Annotated in this window: 18 protein-coding genes; 9 read left to right on the top strand and 9 right to left on the bottom strand. The window is 64.3% G+C overall.

Annotated features, from left to right (window positions below; translation table 11 throughout):
* The first annotated feature begins 1 nt into the window (after nucleotide 1).
* Nucleotides 2–1,474, top strand: a complete 1,473-nt coding sequence (locus FG93_RS14845; RefSeq protein ID WP_043235525.1) for an aldehyde dehydrogenase — start codon at nucleotides 2–4, stop codon at nucleotides 1,472–1,474.
* Between the two features lie 226 nt (nucleotides 1,475–1,700).
* Here the strand turns inward: FG93_RS14845 and FG93_RS14850 are convergent, their stop codons facing one another.
* Nucleotides 1,701–2,978 carry an FAD-binding oxidoreductase gene (locus FG93_RS14850; protein WP_043235526.1) on the bottom strand — a complete coding sequence of 426 codons (1,278 nt, stop codon included), beginning with the start codon at nucleotides 2,976–2,978 and terminating at the stop codon, nucleotides 1,701–1,703.
* 205 nt (nucleotides 2,979–3,183) lie between these two features.
* Here FG93_RS14850 and FG93_RS14855 point away from each other — a divergent pair, with 205 nt between their 5' ends.
* Nucleotides 3,184–4,059, top strand: coding sequence for a GNAT family N-acetyltransferase (locus FG93_RS14855; protein WP_161783824.1), 876 nt, complete (start codon nucleotides 3,184–3,186; stop codon nucleotides 4,057–4,059).
* A gap of 3 nt (nucleotides 4,060–4,062) precedes the next feature.
* On the opposite strand, the gene FG93_RS14860 is transcribed toward FG93_RS14855, so the two are convergent.
* The 7 genes from FG93_RS14860 to FG93_RS14890 form a co-directional block, all read right to left on the bottom strand.
* On the bottom strand, nucleotides 4,063–4,551 hold the full coding sequence (locus FG93_RS14860; RefSeq protein ID WP_043235663.1) for an Lrp/AsnC family transcriptional regulator: 489 nt from the start codon (nucleotides 4,549–4,551) through the stop codon (nucleotides 4,063–4,065).
* 103 nt (nucleotides 4,552–4,654) lie between these two features.
* The gene (locus tag FG93_RS14865) at nucleotides 4,655–6,049 is read right to left on the bottom strand and encodes an aminotransferase class III-fold pyridoxal phosphate-dependent enzyme (protein WP_043235531.1); all 1,395 of its coding nucleotides are present in this window, start codon (nucleotides 6,047–6,049) and stop codon (nucleotides 4,655–4,657) included.
* 49 nt (nucleotides 6,050–6,098) lie between these two features.
* Nucleotides 6,099–6,515 carry a helix-turn-helix transcriptional regulator gene (locus FG93_RS14870; RefSeq protein WP_052513778.1) on the bottom strand — a complete coding sequence of 139 codons (417 nt, stop codon included), beginning with the start codon at nucleotides 6,513–6,515 and terminating at the stop codon, nucleotides 6,099–6,101.
* A 162-nt stretch (nucleotides 6,516–6,677) separates the two neighbouring features.
* Complete coding sequence (locus FG93_RS14875) at nucleotides 6,678–8,141, bottom strand: NAD-dependent succinate-semialdehyde dehydrogenase (protein ID WP_043235533.1); 1,464 nt, start codon at nucleotides 8,139–8,141, stop codon at nucleotides 6,678–6,680.
* A 20-nt stretch (nucleotides 8,142–8,161) separates the two neighbouring features.
* Nucleotides 8,162–9,088 (bottom strand): glyoxylate/hydroxypyruvate reductase A, encoded by a 927-nt coding sequence (locus tag FG93_RS14880; RefSeq protein ID WP_043235535.1) that lies wholly within the window; start codon nucleotides 9,086–9,088, stop codon nucleotides 8,162–8,164.
* Nucleotides 9,089–9,109: 21 nt separating this feature from the next.
* Nucleotides 9,110–9,970, bottom strand: a complete 861-nt coding sequence (locus FG93_RS14885; RefSeq protein ID WP_043235667.1) for a GNAT family N-acetyltransferase — start codon at nucleotides 9,968–9,970, stop codon at nucleotides 9,110–9,112.
* Nucleotides 9,971–10,116: 146 nt separating this feature from the next.
* Complete coding sequence (locus FG93_RS14890; protein WP_043235538.1) at nucleotides 10,117–10,842, bottom strand: cupin domain-containing protein; 726 nt, start codon at nucleotides 10,840–10,842, stop codon at nucleotides 10,117–10,119.
* 681 nt (nucleotides 10,843–11,523) lie between these two features.
* On the opposite strand from FG93_RS14890, the gene FG93_RS14895 reads away from it, so the two are divergent.
* The 5 genes from FG93_RS14895 to FG93_RS14915 all read left to right on the top strand — a co-directional run bounded on the left by FG93_RS14895 (nucleotide 11,524) and on the right by FG93_RS14915 (nucleotide 17,295).
* Nucleotides 11,524–12,468, top strand: coding sequence for an ABC transporter permease (locus FG93_RS14895; protein ID WP_043235540.1), 945 nt, complete (start codon nucleotides 11,524–11,526; stop codon nucleotides 12,466–12,468).
* Complete coding sequence (locus tag FG93_RS14900; protein WP_052513780.1) at nucleotides 12,458–13,342, top strand: ABC transporter permease; 885 nt, start codon at nucleotides 12,458–12,460, stop codon at nucleotides 13,340–13,342. The genes FG93_RS14895 and FG93_RS14900 overlap by 11 nt, the downstream gene beginning before the upstream one ends.
* A gap of 199 nt (nucleotides 13,343–13,541) precedes the next feature.
* Nucleotides 13,542–14,609, top strand: coding sequence for an ABC transporter ATP-binding protein (locus FG93_RS14905; protein WP_043235541.1), 1,068 nt, complete (start codon nucleotides 13,542–13,544; stop codon nucleotides 14,607–14,609).
* On the top strand, nucleotides 14,606–15,667 hold the full coding sequence (locus FG93_RS14910) for an ABC transporter ATP-binding protein (RefSeq protein ID WP_081881556.1): 1,062 nt from the start codon (nucleotides 14,606–14,608) through the stop codon (nucleotides 15,665–15,667). Before FG93_RS14905 ends, FG93_RS14910 begins: the two co-directional genes overlap by 4 nt.
* A gap of 137 nt (nucleotides 15,668–15,804) precedes the next feature.
* A complete protein-coding gene (locus FG93_RS14915; protein ID WP_043235544.1) occupies nucleotides 15,805–17,295 on the top strand; it encodes an ABC transporter substrate-binding protein in 1,491 nt (496 codons plus the stop codon).
* 300 nt (nucleotides 17,296–17,595) lie between these two features.
* Here the strand turns inward: FG93_RS14915 and FG93_RS14920 are convergent, their stop codons facing one another.
* On the bottom strand, nucleotides 17,596–17,856 hold the full coding sequence (locus FG93_RS14920; protein ID WP_043235547.1) for a heavy-metal-associated domain-containing protein: 261 nt from the start codon (nucleotides 17,854–17,856) through the stop codon (nucleotides 17,596–17,598).
* 131 nt (nucleotides 17,857–17,987) lie between these two features.
* Here FG93_RS14920 and FG93_RS14925 point away from each other — a divergent pair, with 131 nt between their 5' ends.
* Complete coding sequence (locus tag FG93_RS14925; RefSeq protein WP_043235548.1) at nucleotides 17,988–18,200, top strand: hypothetical protein; 213 nt, start codon at nucleotides 17,988–17,990, stop codon at nucleotides 18,198–18,200.
* Nucleotides 18,197–19,213, top strand: coding sequence for a 2Fe-2S iron-sulfur cluster-binding protein (locus FG93_RS14930; RefSeq protein ID WP_043235550.1), 1,017 nt, complete (start codon nucleotides 18,197–18,199; stop codon nucleotides 19,211–19,213). Before FG93_RS14925 ends, FG93_RS14930 begins: the two co-directional genes overlap by 4 nt.
* The last annotated feature ends 192 nt before the right edge of the window (nucleotides 19,214–19,405 follow it).

Consider the following 19,405-nt stretch of genomic DNA (forward strand, 5'->3'; position numbering starts at 1 on the left):
GATGCGCGATTTCGACCCTGACGCCATCACCTTCGCCACGGGCCATTTCATCGCCGGCAGCAACCTCGATGGCCCCGGTGAAAGGATCAGCGTCGCCCGACCATCCGACGCCGTAACCTATGCCGATCTGCCGGTCGCATCGGCGGCAGTCGTTGATCGGGCGGTCGAGGATGCAACGCTTGCGGTCAAACGCAGTGGCTGGGCAACGCAGCCGCCGCGCGACCGGGCGCGTGCCATGCGGCGCTGGGCCGAGTTGATCGAGGCGAAGGGCGAGGAACTCGGCCGGCTGGAGGCGCTGGGGTCGACACGCCCGATCGCCCAGGCTGTGACCGGCGACGTCGCCGGCACAGCCGAAGGTATCCGCTTCTTCGCCGAATGGGCGGACAAGCTCGGCGGCGACGTCGCCGCCACGCGGGCCGACCATTTCGGCATGATCGTCTCCGAGCCCTATGGTGTGGTGGGGGCGATCACGCCCTGGAACTTCCCGCTCAGCATGGCGAGCTGGAAGGTCGGCCCGGCGCTGGCCGCCGGCAATGCGATCGTCCTGAAACCATCCGAACTGACGCCGTTCTCGACCGTGAGGCTTGCTGAGCTCGCCGTCGAGGCCGGAATTCCGGCTGGTATCTTCAACGTCGTGCAGGGCACGGGTGCGGTGACGGGCGACGCACTCAGCCGTCACCCCGGCATCGCCAAACTCTCCTTCACCGGCTCCACCCGCACGGGCATCGCCGTGATGAAGGCCGCCGCCGAGACCGGGATCAAGCCGGTAACGCTGGAGCTCGGCGGCAAGAGCCCGCAGCTCGTCTTCGCAGACGCCGATCTCGACAAGGCAGCGGACTGCATAGCCAGCTCGCTGCTCGCCAATGCCGGCCAGGCCTGCGTGGCGGGTTCGCGACTGATCGTTCAGCGGGAGGCCGCCGACGCCCTGGTCTCGGCTCTGTTGGCGCGTCTCTCGCGCATCGCGCCAGGCCCGACCTGGAAATCGTCGACGAGCTTTGCGCCGATCATCTCCGAAATTCAGGCCCGGCGCATCGATGCGATCCTTGCCCGCAGCCGCGCCCAGGGCGCCGAGGTGCTGATGGGTGGCGGCAGGATCGAGGGCCATGGCGGCGCTTTCTACCAGCCGACCTTGCTCGCTGGCGTCGATGCGGACACCGCAGCCGTGCGTGAGGAGGTCTTTGGCCCGGTGCTGACGATCCAGAGCTTCGAAACCGAGGAGGAAGGCTTCGCCCTCGCCGACCACCCCGAATACGGGCTCGCAGCCGGTGTCTACACCTCCGATCTCGGCCGCGGCCTGCGGGCCGTACGCCAGATCAAGGCGGGCACGGTCTGGATCAATCGCTATAACCGCACGCTCGACTTCATCCTGCCGACCGGCGGGTACAAAAGCTCAGGCATCGGCAAGGATCTCGGAAGGCAAGCCGTCGAGGCCAATCTGCGGCACAAGACGGTGCTGATCGACATCGGTGCGTAGGGCTTATGGGCCCCTCGCACGCGGCAGGCCGCGATCGGGATAGAGCCGATCGATCGCCTCGATTCCGGTCCGTGCTGACGGCAGTTTCCGTTCTGCTTGAGCGATGTTGAAGCATACCGGCTGAATCACCGCGCGCCATCATCATCACCGCGCCCCATCATCATTCCGGACAAGCCGCGAAGCGGAGAGCCGGAATGAGGATGGGGCTCGCCAGTGTCACGCATCCTCAGTGGCGCCAGTCCTGGTAGCGGTAATAGGCACCGACGAAGGGCAGGAACCAGGGCGGACCGAAATGGCCTGGCACGGCCGACCAGGCGAGCCCCGCGAGTGGATTCGCATTCACGTCCCCGGCCATGACGCGGGCCATGATCTGCCCCATATGCACCGACATCTGGGTGCCATGGCCGCTGTAACCCAGCGCATAGAACACGCCGCCACGCTCGCCGGCGCGCGGCAACCGGTCAGAGGTCATGTCGACCAGACCACCCCAGCAATAGTCGATGCGGACGCCGGAAAGCTGCGGAAAGAGTTCAATCATCCGCGCCTGCAGAATCGCGCCGCTCTTCGCGTCGGATTTCGGGCTCGACAGTGCGAAACGAGCGCGTCCGCCGAAGAGCAGGCGATTATCCGGTGTGAGGCGGAAATAGTTGCCGATGTTCTTCGTCGTCGTCGCGGTGCGCCGCATCGGAAGGATCGACGCGGCGAGCTCGGTAGAAAGCGGCGCTGTGGCGATGATGAAGCTGCCCACCGGCACGATGCGCCGCCTGAGCCAGGCGAAAGGCCCCTGCCGGGAGGCACCGGTCGCAAGCAGCACCTGCCCGGCCTCGATCTCGCCGCGGCTCGTCACGACCCTGTGCGCACGACCATTGAGGCGATGAAGCTCCGTCACGGCGGCATTCTCGTAGATGCTCGCGCCACGCCGCGCAGCCGCATCGGCCAGGCCGACACCGAACCGGCCCATATGCATATGGGCACTGCGCGGGAAGACCAGTCCGCCATGGAATCCGTCGGAGCCGATCTCCTGCCGGATATGCTCCGGCCGAACCACGGTGAGATCGGGCTCGACAGTGCGCGACAGCAGCTCGGCGCTCTTCTGCAACTTGGCGAAATGCTCGGGCTTGGCCGCGAGCTTGATCTTGCCGGTACGGGCAAAATCGCAATCGATCGCCTCGCTCGCGACCAGCCTCTCGACCTCATCGACCGCGTCATCGAAGACCCGGTAGAGCGCCACGGCACGGTCCTGGCCAAGGCTGGCGGCGAGACCGCCGAGATCATGGGCGAGGCCGTTATTGCAGTGTCCGCCATTGCGGCCGGATGCCTCGCCAATCACACGGCCAGCCTCCAGAACCGCAACGCTCGCGCCGGATTTTGCCAGGGCCAGGGCCGCGGAGAGCCCGGTGAAACCACCACCGACGATGGCGACATCGACACTGCCCGCCAGCGGACCTGTGGCACCTGCGCCGAAACGCGGCGCCGTCGCAAGCCAATAGGGTTCGAATTTCATCAGCGATCGGTCCGCGGGTCAGCGTCAGCTATCAGGGCCAGAGAGGCGTTCCGAACCGGCCAGCGCAAGCTATTGCCCAGACGCGGCCCGATTTGGAAGCCCGATCATGCGGCATTCTAAGCCTATGTATTGTATGAATTTTACTATTCTCGAAAGCCAGCGGCGCACCTATACTTGGGTTTCATTCCAGATGAGGCTCGCAAGGGTGGATTACAAAACGGCCAAGCGCCCACTCGACTATGCGATCGATATCCGCGCGATGACCGAGGCCGATCTCGGCCAGGCACACCAACTCTCGATCGCCGTCGCCTGGCCGCACCGCCCAGAAGACTGGCGGCTGGTGTTCGAGGTCGGATACGGCCTCATCGCCTGCGACCGGATCGGCCGCGCGCTCGGGACAGCGATGTGGTGGCCCTTTGGCGAACATTTCGCCACGATCGGCATGGTGATCACCTCGCCCCGCCTCCAGGCGCGAGGCGCCGGCCGGCGGCTGATGGACACGATCTTCGAACAATCCGGGCAGCGCGATCTGCGCCTGAACTCCACGCGTGAAGGCTACCGGCTCTACCGCTCGCTCGGCTTCGAGCCGATCGGCCGCGTCTTTCAGCATCAGGGCCGCGTCGAGGATGCGGGCCCCGCAACCGATTCCACGATCACGGTACGGCCAGTGGTTGTGGACGATCTCGACGCCATCGCCCGTCTCGATGCGATGGCCTATGGCGCGGATCGGACGCGGGTGATCAAGGCCCTGATGCCGCAATCGATCGGGACGATCCATGAACGCAACGGAGAGGCCGTCGGGTTCGCGCTTTGCCGCCGCTTCGGGCGCGGCCATGTCGTCGGGCCGATCGTGGCGGAGGACGATATGGCTGCGATCGCTCTGACCCGGCCACATGTCCAGGCCCATGAGGGCGAGTTCCTCCGGGTCGATACCGCCATGGAGCAGGGTCTGTTCGGCGGTTTCCTCGAATCCTGCGGCATGATGATCCACGACACCGTGACGACGATGATCCGCGGCAACAATCATGCTGCGCGTGGCACGATGCACACCTTCGGGCTGATCAACCAGGCCCTGGGTTGACCGCTAAACGTCGAACAGCACAGGCAGCGGATAGCCGGATTTCTGGATCGGCGTCTTGATGACGATGTAGCTGAAGTATTTCGAGATGCCGAGATTGCGATCGAGCAGCGTCTCGATCAGCGACTGATAATGCGTCAGCCCGCGGGTGACGAACTTGACCAGATAGTCATAGCCGCCGCTGACCATATGGCACTCCACCACCTCGTCGACGCGGCGCAAGCCAGTCTCGAAGCGGATGAAATATTCCTTCGTATGGTCAGCTAGCGTGATCTCGGTAAAGACCGTGATCGTCTCGCCGAGCTTCTGCAGATTGATGGTGGCACCATAGCCAGAAATGAAGCCGGCCTGTTCAAGCCGCTTCACCCTCAGCAGACAGGGACTCGGAGACAAGCCGACCGCATCGGCCAGCGTGACATTCGTCACGCGGCCGTTGTTCTGGAGCTCGATCAGAATCTTCATGTCGATGCGGTCGAGCCGCACGCCCGGAGTCACCACGAAAGCCTCACCCCAGCCCTCCCCGCGCAAACCCGAACGTCGAGCCACCACTCCGGTGGCGTGAAACTAAACACGTCGTTCTATCCGAGCAAAGCGAGGATCATGCCAGCTCAACCAGTTTCAACTCGGCTTTGACCTCAGGGAGCGCCAGCATGTCGTCCAGCGTCTGGCGCAGCCGAGAGACGATCAGATCAATCTCCGTCTCGCTGCAGCAGAGCGGCGGGGCGAGCCCGATGATGTCATCGGCGAAGGCGCGGAAGATCACGCCATTGGCATAGCCACGCGCAAAGAGATGGTCGGGCAGCTTCACCGCGCGCGAAAACTTCTCCCTGGTGACCTTGTCGGCAACGATCTCGACACCGGCGAGCAGGCCGCGCGCCCGGACTTCTCCGACCAGGGGATGGTCGGCGAGCGTGGCGAGGCGCCCCTCGAAATAGGCGCCGACGCGCTGGCCATTGGCGAGGATGCCGCCCTCGTCATAGAGGCGCAGCACCTCGAGCGCGACAGCGGCGCTGACGGGATGGCCCGAATAGGTATAGCCATGCCCGACCGGCCCGCCGGCGGGCGCATTGTCGGCGATGGCGCGATAGACCTTCTCGCCGATCGCGAGCGCTCCGAGCGGGGCGTAACCCGAGGTCAGGCCCTTGGCCATGCTCATCATGTCCGGCACGACGCCCTCCGCCTCGCAGGCGAACATCGGACCGGTGCGGCCGAAGCCGGTGATGACCTCATCGGCGACGAAGAGGATGTCGAGTTCGGCCGCAGCATCGCGCATCGCTTTCAGCCAGCCTTTCGGCGGAACGACGACGCCGCCCGACCCTTGCACCGGCTCGCAGAAGAAGGCGGCAACGGTGTCGGCGCCGAGCTCCTCGACCTTGGCCCGCAGAGACGCGACGCTGGCTGCGATGACGGCCGCATCGTCGGAGCCCGCCGGGTTACGATAGGGATAGGGCGAGGCGATATAGTGCTGCCCCTCGGCTGGCAGGTCGAAATTGGCATGGAACGCCGGTAGCGCAGTGACGCCCGCTCCAGTCGAGCTCGAGCCGTGATAGCCCCGCTCCAGCGAGATGATCTGCTTCTTCGCCGGTCGTCCGGTGACGTTGTAGTAGTAGCGGATCAGGCGCAGCGCGCTGTCGACGGCGTCCGAACCGCCGAGGGAGAAATAGATGTGGTTGAGATCGCCGGGAGTGATCTCCGCAAGCTTGGCGGCCAGCCGGATCGCGGGTTCGCTGCCGAAGCCGAAATAGCCCGTCGCATAGGGCAGTTCACGCATCTGCGCGGCAGCCGCCTCGACGATGCTGTCATGGCCATAGCCGACATTGACGCACCAGAGCCCCGCAAAACCATCGATCAGCTCGTGACCATCGGCGTCGGTGATGAAGGCTCCACGTGCCGACTTCAGGATGGTGACGCCGCGCTTCTCGTGCCCGGCCCAGTTGGCGACGGGGTGGACCCAATGCATGCGGTCGAGGGCTTCGAGCGAATTGACGGTCATGGAGACAGGCCTTGCTGGGGGATCTCTAGATCGAGAGGCGGATGAGGGGTCAGGCAGCGCCGGCCTGCACATAGGCAGCAGGCTCGGACCTCAGTCGCGTAGCATGCGCCTGCTCGCGCAGGTAGCGGCCCGGAGTGACCCCACATATGCTCTTGAAATGGCGCGACAGGTGGCTCTGGTCGAAGAACCCGGCCTCGGAAGCCGCCAGCGCCAAGGGTACGCCATCGCGCAGCAACGATTTTGCGTAACGGATACGCCGGTGGCAGATGAAGCGATGTGGCGTGAGCCCGACCTGCCGGCGAAATACCGTCACGAAGCGGCAGACGCTCAGGCCGGCGAGAACCGCGATATCCTCAAGATAGACTGCGTCGGTGAAGTGCCGCTCGATATGGCTGAGAGCACGCTGGATACCCGGGCTGATGCGACCCGAAAGCGCTGCACCGGCGTTGGAAACTGGCTCATGCATGGACTGGCTCTTCCCTGCTGACGGCATTGCCGCCTTGCCAGAAGCCTAGGTCCGGGCCGCCATGATGTCGGCCTCAGCGAAGGGGCCGACATGGTATCCCCTGCGCATTTGCAACGTAGCGACAGCACATCATGCTTTCCGCGTTCAGAGAGGCGCCGCTGCTCAGGCTTGCTTCAGCCCGCCCATATGGAAACTCTTGGTCTCCAGATACTCCTCGATACCGGTCGCGCCGCCTTCGCGTCCAATTCCGGACTGCTTGATGCCGCCGAAGGGCGCAACCTCCATCGAGACCGAGCCGGTATTGAGCCCGACCATGCCGAACTCGAGCCGCTCCCCGACGCGCCAGGCACGATGCAGGTTCTCGGTGTAGAAATAGGCTGCCAGGCCATAGGGCGTGCCATTGGCGATCTCGATCGCCTCAGCCTCATGCCTGAACCGGAACAGCGGTGCGACCGGGCCGAATGTCTCCTCATTGGCAAGGCGCATCCGTGTATTTGCCCCGGTCAGCACGGTCGGCGCGACGAAACGGGCAGGATCGAAGCCAGCCTCCCCGCCGACGACCCGCTTTGCGCCAAGCGATAGTGCATCCTCGACATGCGCCCGGACTTTTTCCACCGCAGCAGCATTGATCAGCGGACCGATACTGACCCCATCCTTGCGACCATCGCCGACCTGCATTGCCGATACCGCCCGGGCAAGACGCGCGGCAAAGGCGTCATGAATACCGTCCTGCACCAGGATGCGATTGGCGCAGACACAGGTCTGGCCGGCATTGCGGAACTTGCTGGCGATCGCCCCCGCAACCGCCATGTCGAGATCGGCATCGTCGAAGACGATGAACGGGGCATTGCCGCCAAGTTCGAGGCTGAGCCGCTTCAGCGTGTCCGAGGACTGGCGCATCAGCAGCGCACCGACCCGCGTCGAGCCGGTGAAGGAGAGCTTCCGCACGCTAGTGCTGCCGGTCAGCGTCTCGCCGATCGCATGGGGTAGGCCCGTGACGATATTGATCACGCCCTCGGGGATGCCGGCACGCGCCGCCAGCACGCCGAGTGCCAATGCCGAATAGGGCGTCAGCTCCGATGGCTTGACCACGACGGTACAGCCTGCCGCCAGCGCCGGCGCGCATTTGCGGGTGATCATCGCATTGGGAAAGTTCCACGGCGTAATCGCAGCGGAGACGCCGACCGGCTCCTTGAGCACAAGGATGCGCCGGTCAGCGGTCGGAGCCGGCACGATGCCGCCATAGATGCGCCGGGCCTCCTCGGCGAACCATTTGATGAAACCGGCGCCATAGCGCACCTCGCCCTCGGCTTCCGCCAGCGGCTTGCCCTGTTCTGCGGTCATGATCCGGGCGAGATCACCGGCATGCGACAGCAAGAGATCGTGCCAGCGCTCCAGCAAGGCGGCTCGCTCAGCTGCCGGGCGCGCGCGCCACGCCGGGAAGGCGGCTTCCGCGGCAGCGATGGCGGCCTGCGTCTCGGCTTCGCCGCAGGCCGGGATCGTACCGAGTTCGGAACCGTCGGCGGGATCGCTCACCGCCAGCACCGCGCCTGACGCGGCCTCGACCCACTCGCCACCGATCAGCGCGCGCTGGACGAACAGGCCACGATCCTTCAGCTGTTCCATAAGCATGGACTGATCTCTCCTCAATAACCGCGTTTGCGGTCCACCAGGCCAAGCAGCGGTTCGCCGGCGCGATGGCGTCTCAGATTGTCGAGCACAACGTCGACCGCCGTCTCCGGCTGGGTCATGCTGGCGATATGCGGGGTGATCAGCACGCGCGGGTCGTTCCACAGCACGTGGCCGGTGGGTAGCGGCTCGGGCGAGGTGACATCCAGCACCGCCGCCGAGATCTGGCCGCTATCGAGCGCGGCGAGCAGTGCATCCTGGTCGAGATGGCCGCCACGCCCGGAACTCACCAGCCTCGCCCCGCGCGGCAGTTTCGCGAAGAGATCGGCATTCAGCACGCCGCGCGTCTCATCGGTCAGGGGCAGCAGGCAGACCAGGATATCGGTGCGGCCGAGGAAATCGGTCATTTCGTCCGGGCCGGCATAACAGATGACGCCCTCGATCTCACGGCACGAACGGCTCCACCCCGCGACCTGGAAGCCGAATCCTGCGAGCTTTCGACACGCGGCCTCCCCCAGCATGCCGAGCCCGAGAACCCCGACGCGACGGGTCGAAGCCGGCCACACCCTGATCTGACGCCAGATCTGGTCGCGCTGCTGTGCAATATACGGCACGAGGTCGCGATGCAGCGCCAGCACCGACATCGTGACATATTCGACCATGCCATCGACGATGCCGGGTTCGACCATGCGCACGACCGGAAGCTCCGGCGGCAGCTTCGAGAAATCGAATTGGTCGACGCCGGCCCCGACCGAGATCAGCAGCTCCAGATTGGGGAACTGTGCCATGATGTCGTCGGGCGCCATCCAGGCAGCGAGATAACGGATATCGGTGGGATTGCCGACATCCGGCCAGATGCGGAACGCCAGATCCGGCGCCTTTGCCGCCAGGAGTCTGGCCCATTCGGCGCCGCGTGCGGGATCGGACTTGTAAAGCAGCGTCATGGTACCTGCCTGCTCCGGAAATCAGCCAAGTGCCTGGTTGGCCAACGCGTAGAGGCGCATGGGCCCCGGTCGGTCTGGCGTCTCGCCAAGCACCATCGACGTAACCAGCCCCGAAGGCTTCAGCCCGCATTCCGTCAGCCAGTCCTCGAGCTCGGAATCCGCCTGGATATCGACGCGCAGGAACTGGCCGCGCTGTTCATGCAGCCAATGCGCGATCAGGGTTTGCGCATCCTCGCGCTTCATGGCGACGACGGGTCCGATCACAAGGCCACGACCGAAGCGGCGCAGGATGCTGAAGCCCACAGGCTGGCCGTCCCGCTCCAGCACGATGCACTCGCCGCAGGCGACCAGCACTGCCAACGCCGGTTTGCGCGCCAGTCCGGTGGCCTGCAGATCAAGCCGCTCCAACAGGGCCAGATCCGCTGGGCGACCAAGGCGAAGCGACATGCCCGCTTGCAGGACTGGCGCCGCGATCGCCAGCGCCTCACCCTGATATTGTTGCACCCCACCGCAGGGAACGAAGCCGAGCTTCGCATAGAGCGGCTCCCCAGCGGCGGTGGCGTTGAGCATCAGCGAGCGCCCCTGAGCCTGCTCGAACAACGCCTGCATCAGCCGTTTGCCGATGCCTCCACCCTGATGGGCGGGCGAAACAATGATCATGCCGAGCGTGGCATGGGTCTCGCCATAAGGCCACCACAGCGCCGTTGCGACGATCTCCTCGCCGAGGGTCGCGACGACGCCGTGACCAAGGCCGATCACCATCTCCCAATCTGCTGCCCGGTGCGGCCAGTTCACGGCGCGCGACAATGCATGGCAGGCCATTGCGTCGGCCTTCGAGATCTCGCGCAGAAGCAGCGTCTCTTGAGGGGCGGTAGCGGACATCATCGGTTCCATGGTCAGGGGCATCGGCAGGACGGTCGCGGGCTTAAAGCATCGGCCCGAAAAGTGGATTGCGGTTTTCGGGGCAAAGCTGATGCAAACACAAAAGGCTAGATCATCGGACCGGATACGATATCCGGTCCGATGATCTAGCCGCTGACCTCCTGCACGACGTAGAATTTGGCGACATGAACGCTGCTCTCCCAGGCGCAGGGTGCATCCTGGACAACAAAGACGCTGTCGCCTTGCTCGACACGGGTGATACTGCCATCGGCTCCCGTGAGTTCGACGCTGCCAGCGACCAGGTGCATCAGCTCATTGACGCGATGCGGGCGCGAGATGCGGTGATAGGGCGTCGAATCCCAGGTGCCCGCCCGGAAGCGCGAGGCCTCGTCGGTAAAGGCGTTGAAGCTGCGGCACTGTGGCGTCGGGCCGATGAGCATCTCGACCGGCGGCGCCGCCGAGGGCGAGAGCGGCGCGTCGGCCAGAATTTCCTGCAAGCCAGGCGTAGCCGAGGTCGCACCGGTCATGGCGCAGAAGACGAAGCGAGTGCCTGGCGCCGCCTCGATCTTCAGCGAGGTCCCGCGCGCGATCACGGCGCCGCGCCCAGGCGTCAACTCCAGGGCGGTCTTGCCGGTCTCGGCAAGACGCAGCAGCCCAGCGACCACAACCACGAATTCGATGTGAGGAAACGAAGCGCTTTCGCAAGCCCCTTCGAATGCCGCGCGGCCCGCCGCCATGGATTCGGGGCCGGTCCAGGCGATTTCGCGGCTTGCGGCAAATGGGTCGGCGGCACTTAGCCTCGCCGTGCCGGGGCTGATGGCAGGCTGCGCACCATTGGCGCGGTGAAGCAGTATGATGGCGGGCGATGTCATCTGTGGAGCCGTCCAGACGTTCTTGCGACAGGTCCAAAGCTAGAGCCAAAGCCGTCATCGGGATTGGACCATCTTTCCGGTTGCCCGCTTCCGCCCCGGTCCTTGATCGGCCGCACGCACCGGTCCCCCCGGAGGGTTGGCCGAAGCGAGGGGCCGGAAAGCGCCTCCGCTGGGCCTGAAGCGGATCGAGACGGCATGATCTGCTGAGTACCTCTCCCTGCTCGGCACAGCGATCAGCGCCCGCGCGCTCTGACGCAGGGCCCCTCCACGGCGGGTTTCTGCATTATTTCATCGCTGAGGGGCACATCAGCATCATCGCCCCATCGGAGGCAGTCGCCCTGCCGCGATCATCGCCCCCGATCGGAATGCCCGTGCGATCCTGCGAGCCGCAGATGACGGCATGGCCTGCCATGCCGAGGGGTAAAAACGGCACGGTGTTGTCGGTCTGTCATCGAGAACGACATCGGCCGCCATCGCTGCGACCTACACTTCAGGAATTACGCCTGACACGCGTCGAGCGATCACTGCTGTGCTGGAATGCGCGCCGCGCCCGAATGCCGTGGCCTGTTCCTTGCTAATGCTGTGGTTTGCGCTTGGGCGGAGACGGTTCGGATCGACATTGGGGTCAGGGGCAAGATCATTGGTCTTGCCGCCTGGCGCATGGACGGAAGGGGCGCGTGAATGTGGACGATCGCGTTGAAACGCTTCACGCTGCTTTGTGCGACATGCGTCTTCATTTCGCTGCTCGCCTTCATCGTGCCCTACATGAATGGCGGCGATCCCGTACGGACGATCCTGCGGTCTCGCATCGGAGACGTCGCGCTCGATACCGAAGCCGTTGAGGCCCTGCGCATAAGTCTCGGGCTCGAACAGCCGCTCTATATCCAGTACCTGTCCTGGCTGAAGGCGGCACTGAGCGGCGACTTTGGCTATTCCTTCGTCAGCCGTGCGCCGGTCGGGCAGGAAGTGCTGCGGTCGCTGGGCGTCTCATTTACCCTTGCGATGGCGGCGCTTGGCCTTGCCTTGCTCGTGGCCCTTCCAATGGGAACACTTGTGGCGCTGAAGCCGGGCGGACGCCTGGACAACATCGTCACCTTCTTCACGCAGTCCCTCGTCGCCATCCCCGAATACTGGTTCGCGCCGATCTCGGTGCTGATCTTCTCGCTGTATCTTGGTCTCCTGCCGTCCGCCGGCTGGCAAGGTCCGTCCTATATCGTGCTCCCTGCCCTCGTGCTGTCGCTGCGCCCCATGGCCTACTTCACGCGCGTCACGCGCGCAGCGATGATCGACGTCCTGCAGGCGCCCTATATTACCGCCGCGCTCAGCCGCGGGCTGAGCATGCGGCAAACGGTCGTCCACCACGGGCTGCGCAACGGATCGATGCCGGTCGTCACGCTGTTTGCCTTGTGGCTTGCCGGCCTGCTCGGCGGCTCCGTCGTGGTCGAGGTCATCTTCTCGATCCCCGGCATGGGAAGGCTGATCTACGAGGGCGTGGTGAACAACGACGTGCCCGTGCTGCAAGCGAGCTTCATGTGCATCGTCGTCCTGTCGATCGTGATCAACACCATCGCCGACGTGCTCTACATCCTGCTGAATCCAGTCGTGCGGATGGGCCATGTCCACTGATACCGCCCTGCCCCCGCTCGCCGGCCGCGCCGTGGCTGCTCGCCCCTCAACCTTTCGCCGCTTCGTGAGTTTCGCACGCAGCCGCCACTGGACCTTCGCGGTCGGGATCGTGCTGTTTGCGCTGATCGCCGTCCTGCTGATCGCCGGTCCCTGGGCGACACCCTACAATCCGGCAAGCCAGAGTCTGCTGCGCCGCCTGGCGTCGCCGAGCGCAGCGCACTGGCTCGGCACGGACCATCTTGGCCGCGATCTGTTGAGCCGGATTCTGGTCGGCGGTCAGTTTTCCGTGCTGATCGCCATGGTCACGCTATTCCTCTGCGTCACCATCGGAACCGTGGTCGGCATCATCTCGGCCCGCTCGGGCGGATGGGTCGATGAAATCATCATGCGCCTGGTCGATCTGCTGATCTCGTTTCCCGACGTGGTGATCGCCATCTTCGCCATCGCGATCCTCGGGCCAGGCTATGGCACGCTCATCATATCCCTGACGATCATCGGCTGGACGCCGTTCGCCCGCTTGTCACGCGGGCTGGCCCTCGTGATCAGCGCCAAGGAATATATCAGCGCCGCCGAGGTGCTGGGCTGTTCGCGCACCTTCATCATTGTCCGGCATATCATTCCCAATACCCTGCGGCCGATCGCGGCAATCACCTTCCTGCGCTTCGGGCACAAGCTGATCACGGTGGGCGGCCTCTCCTTCATCGGGCTCGGCGTACAACCGCCCCAGGCTGACTGGGCGCTGATGCTCGCCGAGGCTCAGCCCTATGTCGAGCGGATGCCCCTGCTCGTGATCGTGCCCGGCCTGGCGATCTTCCTGACGGCACTGTCCGTGACCTGGATCGGTCAGGGCCTCGAACTCAAAGAAGCCCGATAGGGTCGCGGAATGGGGGAAGATGCGGCCAAACGAATTCGCAAGTCCGCCCTCCAGTTCGCCCGATCGGCCCTCGCGTCGGACCCTTCAAGCACGAACGAGCCTGTGCCGCACGCAGATAGGAAAGCACCATAGCCAGAACCGCGAAGAGCGAGTGCACGAGCAACGAAACGACCAAAAAACCAGAACAGAGGGGTCACAGATGGATCAGCGCCTTCCCGATGCTGCCGATGACGCGCTACCCGAGCCGGCCAGGGACGTGCTTCTCGATATCCGCAACCTGCACGTTTCGGTACCCGGCAAGAGTTCATCGAAGACCATCATCGATGGCCTGAACCTGCAGCTCAGGAGCGGCGAGATCGTCGCGCTTGTCGGCGAGTCGGGATCGGGCAAGAGCATGACCGCGCTGTCGCTGATGCGCCTGTTGCCATCAGCCGCGAGCATCACTGGCGGGCAGGTCCTGTTTCGGGGGCGCGATGTGCTTGGCATGAGCCAGGCCGAGCTGAACCATCTGCGCGGCGGGCACATCGCCATGATCTTCCAGCAGCCCCAGGCCATGCTCGATCCGACGTCGCGGGTCGGCGTGCAGGTGGCGGAGGCGCTCTGGAAGCACCGCCGCCCCGACCGTTCCTCGGTCAAGGAGCGCGTGATCAAACTGCTCGCCGATGTCGGCATCCCTGCTCCCGCGAGCCGGATCGACTGCTTTGCACATGAGTTGTCCGGCGGCATGGCGCAGCGCGTGATGATGGCAGCCGCGATGAGCGGCGAGCCCCAGATCCTGATCGCGGACGAGCCGACGACGGCGCTCGACGTCACAGTGCAGGTGCAGATCCTGAAGCTGCTGGACGAGCAGCGCCGAAAGCGGAACCTCGCGATCCTGCTGATCACCCATGATCTGTCGATCGTCTCCGCGATCGCCGACCGCGTCGCGGTGATGTATGCCGGCCGCATCGTCGAGGAAGGACCGGCTCGCGATATCCTCAAACACCCGCGCCATCCGTACACCAGGGCGCTGGTGCAGTGCTCGCTGCTCAAGGCGGACGAGAACGGCCGGCTCTATTCGATTCCGGCGGCGCCGACGGCGCTCGCGACCGGGCAAGGCTGCCGCTTCCTGCCGCGCTGCCCAACCGCCGCGGCCAACGGCATTTCCGCGCACTGCCTCGAGCAGGAGCCACAGCTGAGCACTTATGACCGTACCTGCATGGCACGATGCTGGGCCGTGGCCTGCAACGACCATCCTGCGATGGCCACCAGTGGAGTCCACGCATGATTGAAAGTCGCATCGACATGGCGCCGCGGCCTCAAGCCCCGGCCGGCCGGCCCTTCGTCGAAGTCACCGACCTCAAGAAGCACTACATGATGCGCGCAGGGCTCTCCCTGAAGGCGCTGGACGGCGTCTCCTTCTCCATCCGCGAGGGCGAGGTCCTGGGCCTCGTCGGCGAGTCCGGCTGTGGCAAGAGCACCATCGCCCGCGTCCTGATGCGGCTGACATCCGCGACGGGCGGCGAAGCCAGGATCGACCAGCGCAATGTCTTGGCGCTGAATGGCCCGGACCTGCGCCGCATGCGACGGACCATGCAGCTTGTCTTTCAGGATCCCTATGCGGCCCTCGATCCGCGCATGACGCTGGGCAACAGCATGCTGCTGCCGATGATCCAGAACAATCTCGGCACGCGTGACACCCTGCGCGCTCTGGTGTTGCAGATGCTCGAGGAGGTCGGGCTCGATGCCTCCTTCGCCGAGCGCTATCCCCGCGAATGCTCCGGAGGACAGTTGCAACGCGTGGTCATCGGACGGGCCCTGCTGCTGAAACCTCGGTTCCTGGTCTGCGACGAACCGACCTCGGCGCTGGACGCTTCGATGCGAACCCAGATCCTGAACCTTCTGGTCGACCTGAAGCAGCGCTTCGGCCTGACGCTGCTGATGATTTCCCATGATTTGCGCGTCGTGAACTACATGTGCGACCGCATCGCCGTGATGTATCTCGGCCAGATCGTCGAGATCGCCGACCGGGACGAACTCTTCGCACGCCCACGCCACCCCTATACGCGCGCGCTGATCTCATCCGCCTTGATCGACGAGACCGGTCTTGACGGCGCAGCCAGCTATCTCAAGGGCGATCTGCCAAGTCCGCTGGCTCCGCCGCCGGGCTGCCGGCTCCAGACGCGATGCCGCTTTGCGACACAGCCTTGCGCCAGCGAGATGCCCCTGCTTCGCGAGGCCGGTCGCGGTCATCTCGTCCGCTGCCACCACTGGGAAGAGCTCGATCTGACCTCTGTGACCTATCGCACGGCCGGGACGCCTGATGCGGCGATGACCGGCCCATGACATCTTATCGGCGCGCGTTCGAAAGGGACGATTGGTTCTGCGGCCAATTCCCCGCAGAACGGTATTAAATTCTTCCCCCGACGCGGGACGATCAGCCTTGCTGCAACCATAAGCAGAATAAAACAGGGGATCGACGAATGAGCAATCGCAAGACCATATTGGCTGCCTCAGCACTTGCCTTGTCTGTGGCAACCGCGGCCCAGGCCGCAGGAACCCTCACCATCAATGAGGTTGTGAATGTCGTCGCGGGCTGGGACATGGCGTCTGACGACGCCTATTTGGGCAGTCGCTCGGGGTGCTATGAGGGCCTGACCAAGGTTGATTTCGACGGCGAACTGAAGCCCTCGCTCGCCACGGCATGGAGCCAGTCTTCGCCCACTGCATGGGACTTCAAGATACGCCAGGGCGTCAAGTTCCAAGACGGAAGCCCCCTGACGGCCGAAGCCGCGGCGAACGCACTCAACCAGTTGCTGGTAGCGCAGGTGCCGGCACGGGCTTTCTCGAAGAAGAACATCAAATCCGTCGCGGTGTCCGACGCCGAGACCCTGCGCGTCACCACAGTCGAGCCCTCGGTCTTCCTCCCCGGCCAGTTGGCCAGTCCGGCGACGACGATCCTGGCACCGGCAGCCTACAAGGACGGCAAGGTCAACCCGATCAATACCTGCACCGGCCCCTTCGCCATCACGCGCGTCGACGCCAAGCAGGGCATGACCGTCAAGCGCAATGACAGCTACTGGGGCGGCAAGCCAAAACTCGACGGGGCTGAGATCAAATTCATCTCCGATGCGAACAGCCGTGCCACCCAGATTCGCACCGGAGAGGCCGATATTGCCCGGATCATCTCGGCCACCGCGCTCGGCCAGTTCAAGAACCTGAAGAACGTCAAGCTGGAGCAGACCAAGGCACCGCGCACGCTCATGCTTCTCCTCAACAACAAGAAGAAGCCGTTCGACGATATCCGCGTCCGACAGGCGATCCAGGCCGCGATCGACACATCGGCGATTGCGGCCGCGGTCTATGAGGGGGCTGCGACGCCGGCCATGGGCCCGTTCCGCACGACCGATCCGTGGGCGCCTGCCAATCAGAAGCCGTCCTATGATCCCGCGAAGGCAAAAAAGCTGCTGGCGGAAGCCGGCATCAAGCCGGGCAGCCTGACCCTCAATCTCTGGGGCTATGTGTCCAAGGTCGAGCTCAAGGATGTCGCCGCTGTGGTGCAGGAGATGCTCGGACAGGTCGGGATCAAGGTCGATATCCGGATGGCGGAATATAAGGCCATCGAGCCGGATATGCTCGCCGGCAATTTCGACATGGCCTTCATGTCGCGTGGTTACCTGACCGACGTTCCCGAGCCGATCGGCTTCATCAATGCCGATTACTCATGTTCGGGAAGCTTCAATATTGCGCATTACTGCACACCTGAGATGGACACGGAGATCAGCAAGATCTACGGCACGAAGGATCAGGTGGACAGGTTCAAGATGTACGCAAATCTTGGCGAAAAAATTCAAAGAGACGCAATCAACGTCTTCCTTGTCCATGAATCGAGCTACGATGCCCACGCGACAAAAATCAAGAACTACAAGGCACACTTCATCAATTACTACACGATGACGCCAGGTCTGGAATGAACTGAAACTTCCCGACATCGATATCGCGCAAAATCAGGCCCGGCGCTCCAGCGCCGGGCCTGATTGTTCGTCCAGGCTGATCGGCGGGAGCATCGGGTATGATCTGCCGGCCTCCGTTCAGCGTCGATGATGGAGGCCGCCCGACGATCAATCAGTCCCAAAATCCCGAAACGCCGCGGTACAGGCGCGAAGAATCGACAGCGCCAGCCAAGCAAAAAGCCGCGGCATTTGCCGCGGCTGTCATCATTTCAAAGAGTCATGCTGATCGTGAGAGAAAGCCGGATTTCCGGCCTCGAACACTCAGGCGTGGGCGGAAGCCGCATCCGGCGTATAGCCGGCCTGCGCGATGACCTCGCGAACCCGGGCAAGGTCGGCGCCTTCGACCGAGACGAGACGAGCCTCCGGGTTGGCGTTGACCTTGGCGCCGGGGATCGAGCTCTCGATCGCGCTCTTGATGGTGCCGGCGCAATGGCCGCAGGTCATGTCTTCGACACGGACGGAAACACCGGAAACGGCAGCGGAAGCAACCTCATGATCGTGAGACTGGTGAGCTTGGCACATAGAAAACCTCTCCTGAAGGAATGAGCGCAAATCAGTGTCGGTCCTTGCCATATGGCAAGGTCAAGCCCGGATTTTTCTCCGCTCGACAGTCCTCAGCCGCTTGACATTCCCACTATGGGAAGCCGCACCGCATGGATGTTCGTTCAATCGAGGTGGCGCAGATGACGGTCATCACTCAGTCCGAAGGGCGGTCAGGGCGAAGGCTCATGGTCGCGGTCGAGGGCATCACCTGCGCGTCCAGCCTCGACCGAGTCGAGCAGGCGCGGCGCCTGCGCCACTTCTTGCCGCCAATGACCGATGTTGCGGTAGCGCCGCTCGGGCCTCAGCAGGTGTCCGCTCAATGACTGCAAACCACACCGTCCGTATCGCCAACCTCGCGACCGAAATCACCGTCGCGGCGGATATGACGATCCTGAAGGCCGCCCAGATTGCCGGGTACGCCTATCCCTATGGCTGCCAGGTCGGGCGCTGCGGCGCCTGCAAGTCGAGGCTTCTCTCGGGCGACGTCGAGCTGCTTCCCCACACGCCGTTCGCCCTCACCGCAGCGGATCGTGAGCGTGGTTTCGTTCTCGCCTGCCGCGCGCAGCCGCGCAGCGATTGCAGCGTCGCCTGGCTTGGCAGCGACACGGCGGGACATCCCTTGCGCGAGGTTTCGGGACGGGTCGTTTCGCTGCAACGCCCGACGCCGGACATCTCGATCCTGCGCGTGGAGCTGGACGAGGCCCCGCTCGCCTTCACGGCCGGCCAATATGCCGAACTGCGTTTCGCGGGCTGTGCGCCGCGCAATTATTCGATGGCGAACGAACCTGGCGAGCCGCTTCTCGAGTTCCACATCAGGCATGTCGCCAATGGTGCAACCAGCGGCCATGTCGCGAGCGGGCTGCGATCGGGCGATCCCGTCTGGCTGCGTGGCCCGATGGGCACGGCGCATCTGCGCGCAAGGCGGACCGGGCCGATCCTCGCCGTGGCGGGCGGAACCGGGCTCGCCCCGATCCTGTCGATCCTCCACAGCGCCGCGCGTCTGCATCTGAAACAGCCGATCCGGCTCTACAATGCTGCACGGACGCGGCACAATCTCTATCAGGAAGCCACGATCGCTGAGCTCGCCAACCGGCTCGCCGATTTTACCTACATCCCTGTGCTGAGCGACGGGCCGCCACTCAGCGCTCGCCTTGAAGCGCTCGCCAAGCTCGAGGGCGTGACAGCCTATGTCGCCGGCTCTCCCAGCCTGGTTGACCACGCGGTCGCAGCCATGACGCGCCGCGGCCTCGACCCGGCGCACGCCTATGCCGACGCCTTCTTCACGGCATCTGACCAGGCCAGCGCAGACGGCAAGGACATAGCGGTCCAGGCGTGAAAGGCGGAGCTGTGACGATCGGTGGGCGTGACCGCTTCAGGCGTCGCCGCTCAATGTTTCCCGCCAAGCGTTAGCAGGCTGCTGAAATTCCTGCTGCGTTTCCGCGAGTTTGGGTTGTGGGCGCGATTTTTTGACGGATATCGGCCGGTTTTGGGCTGTCCGGCGCAGGGGTTCTGGTCATATTGGCCTATT

This window comes from Allobosea sp. LC85, assembly GCF_000735605.1.
GTDB lineage: Bacteria > Pseudomonadota > Alphaproteobacteria > Rhizobiales > Beijerinckiaceae > Allobosea.

Excerpts from the sequence above, each read along its gene's own strand:
- FG93_RS14900 (WP_052513780.1), top strand. The coding sequence starts at position 12,458 with ATGTCCACTGATACCGCCCTGCCCCCGCTCGCCGGCCGCGCCGTGGCT.
- FG93_RS14895 (WP_043235540.1), top strand. The coding sequence starts at position 11,524 with ATGTGGACGATCGCGTTGAAACGCTTCACGCTGCTTTGTGCGACATGC.
- FG93_RS14845 (WP_043235525.1), top strand. The coding sequence starts at position 2 with ATGCGCGATTTCGACCCTGACGCCATCACCTTCGCCACGGGCCATTTC.
- FG93_RS14910 (WP_081881556.1), top strand. The coding sequence starts at position 14,606 with ATGATTGAAAGTCGCATCGACATGGCGCCGCGGCCTCAAGCCCCGGCC.
- FG93_RS14880 (WP_043235535.1), bottom strand. The coding sequence starts at position 9,088 with ATGACGCTGCTTTACAAGTCCGATCCCGCACGCGGCGCCGAATGGGCC.
- FG93_RS14870 (WP_052513778.1), bottom strand. The coding sequence starts at position 6,515 with ATGCATGAGCCAGTTTCCAACGCCGGTGCAGCGCTTTCGGGTCGCATC.
- FG93_RS14850 (WP_043235526.1), bottom strand. The coding sequence starts at position 2,978 with ATGAAATTCGAACCCTATTGGCTTGCGACGGCGCCGCGTTTCGGCGCA.
- FG93_RS14915 (WP_043235544.1), top strand. The coding sequence starts at position 15,805 with ATGAGCAATCGCAAGACCATATTGGCTGCCTCAGCACTTGCCTTGTCT.
- FG93_RS14890 (WP_043235538.1), bottom strand. The coding sequence starts at position 10,842 with ATGACATCGCCCGCCATCATACTGCTTCACCGCGCCAATGGTGCGCAG.
- FG93_RS14865 (WP_043235531.1), bottom strand. The coding sequence starts at position 6,049 with ATGACCGTCAATTCGCTCGAAGCCCTCGACCGCATGCATTGGGTCCAC.
- FG93_RS14930 (WP_043235550.1), top strand. The coding sequence starts at position 18,197 with ATGACTGCAAACCACACCGTCCGTATCGCCAACCTCGCGACCGAAATC.
- FG93_RS14885 (WP_043235667.1), bottom strand. The coding sequence starts at position 9,970 with ATGTCCGCTACCGCCCCTCAAGAGACGCTGCTTCTGCGCGAGATCTCG.
- FG93_RS14875 (WP_043235533.1), bottom strand. The coding sequence starts at position 8,141 with ATGGAACAGCTGAAGGATCGTGGCCTGTTCGTCCAGCGCGCGCTGATC.
- FG93_RS14905 (WP_043235541.1), top strand. The coding sequence starts at position 13,542 with ATGGATCAGCGCCTTCCCGATGCTGCCGATGACGCGCTACCCGAGCCG.
- FG93_RS14925 (WP_043235548.1), top strand. The coding sequence starts at position 17,988 with ATGGATGTTCGTTCAATCGAGGTGGCGCAGATGACGGTCATCACTCAG.
- FG93_RS14920 (WP_043235547.1), bottom strand. The coding sequence starts at position 17,856 with ATGTGCCAAGCTCACCAGTCTCACGATCATGAGGTTGCTTCCGCTGCC.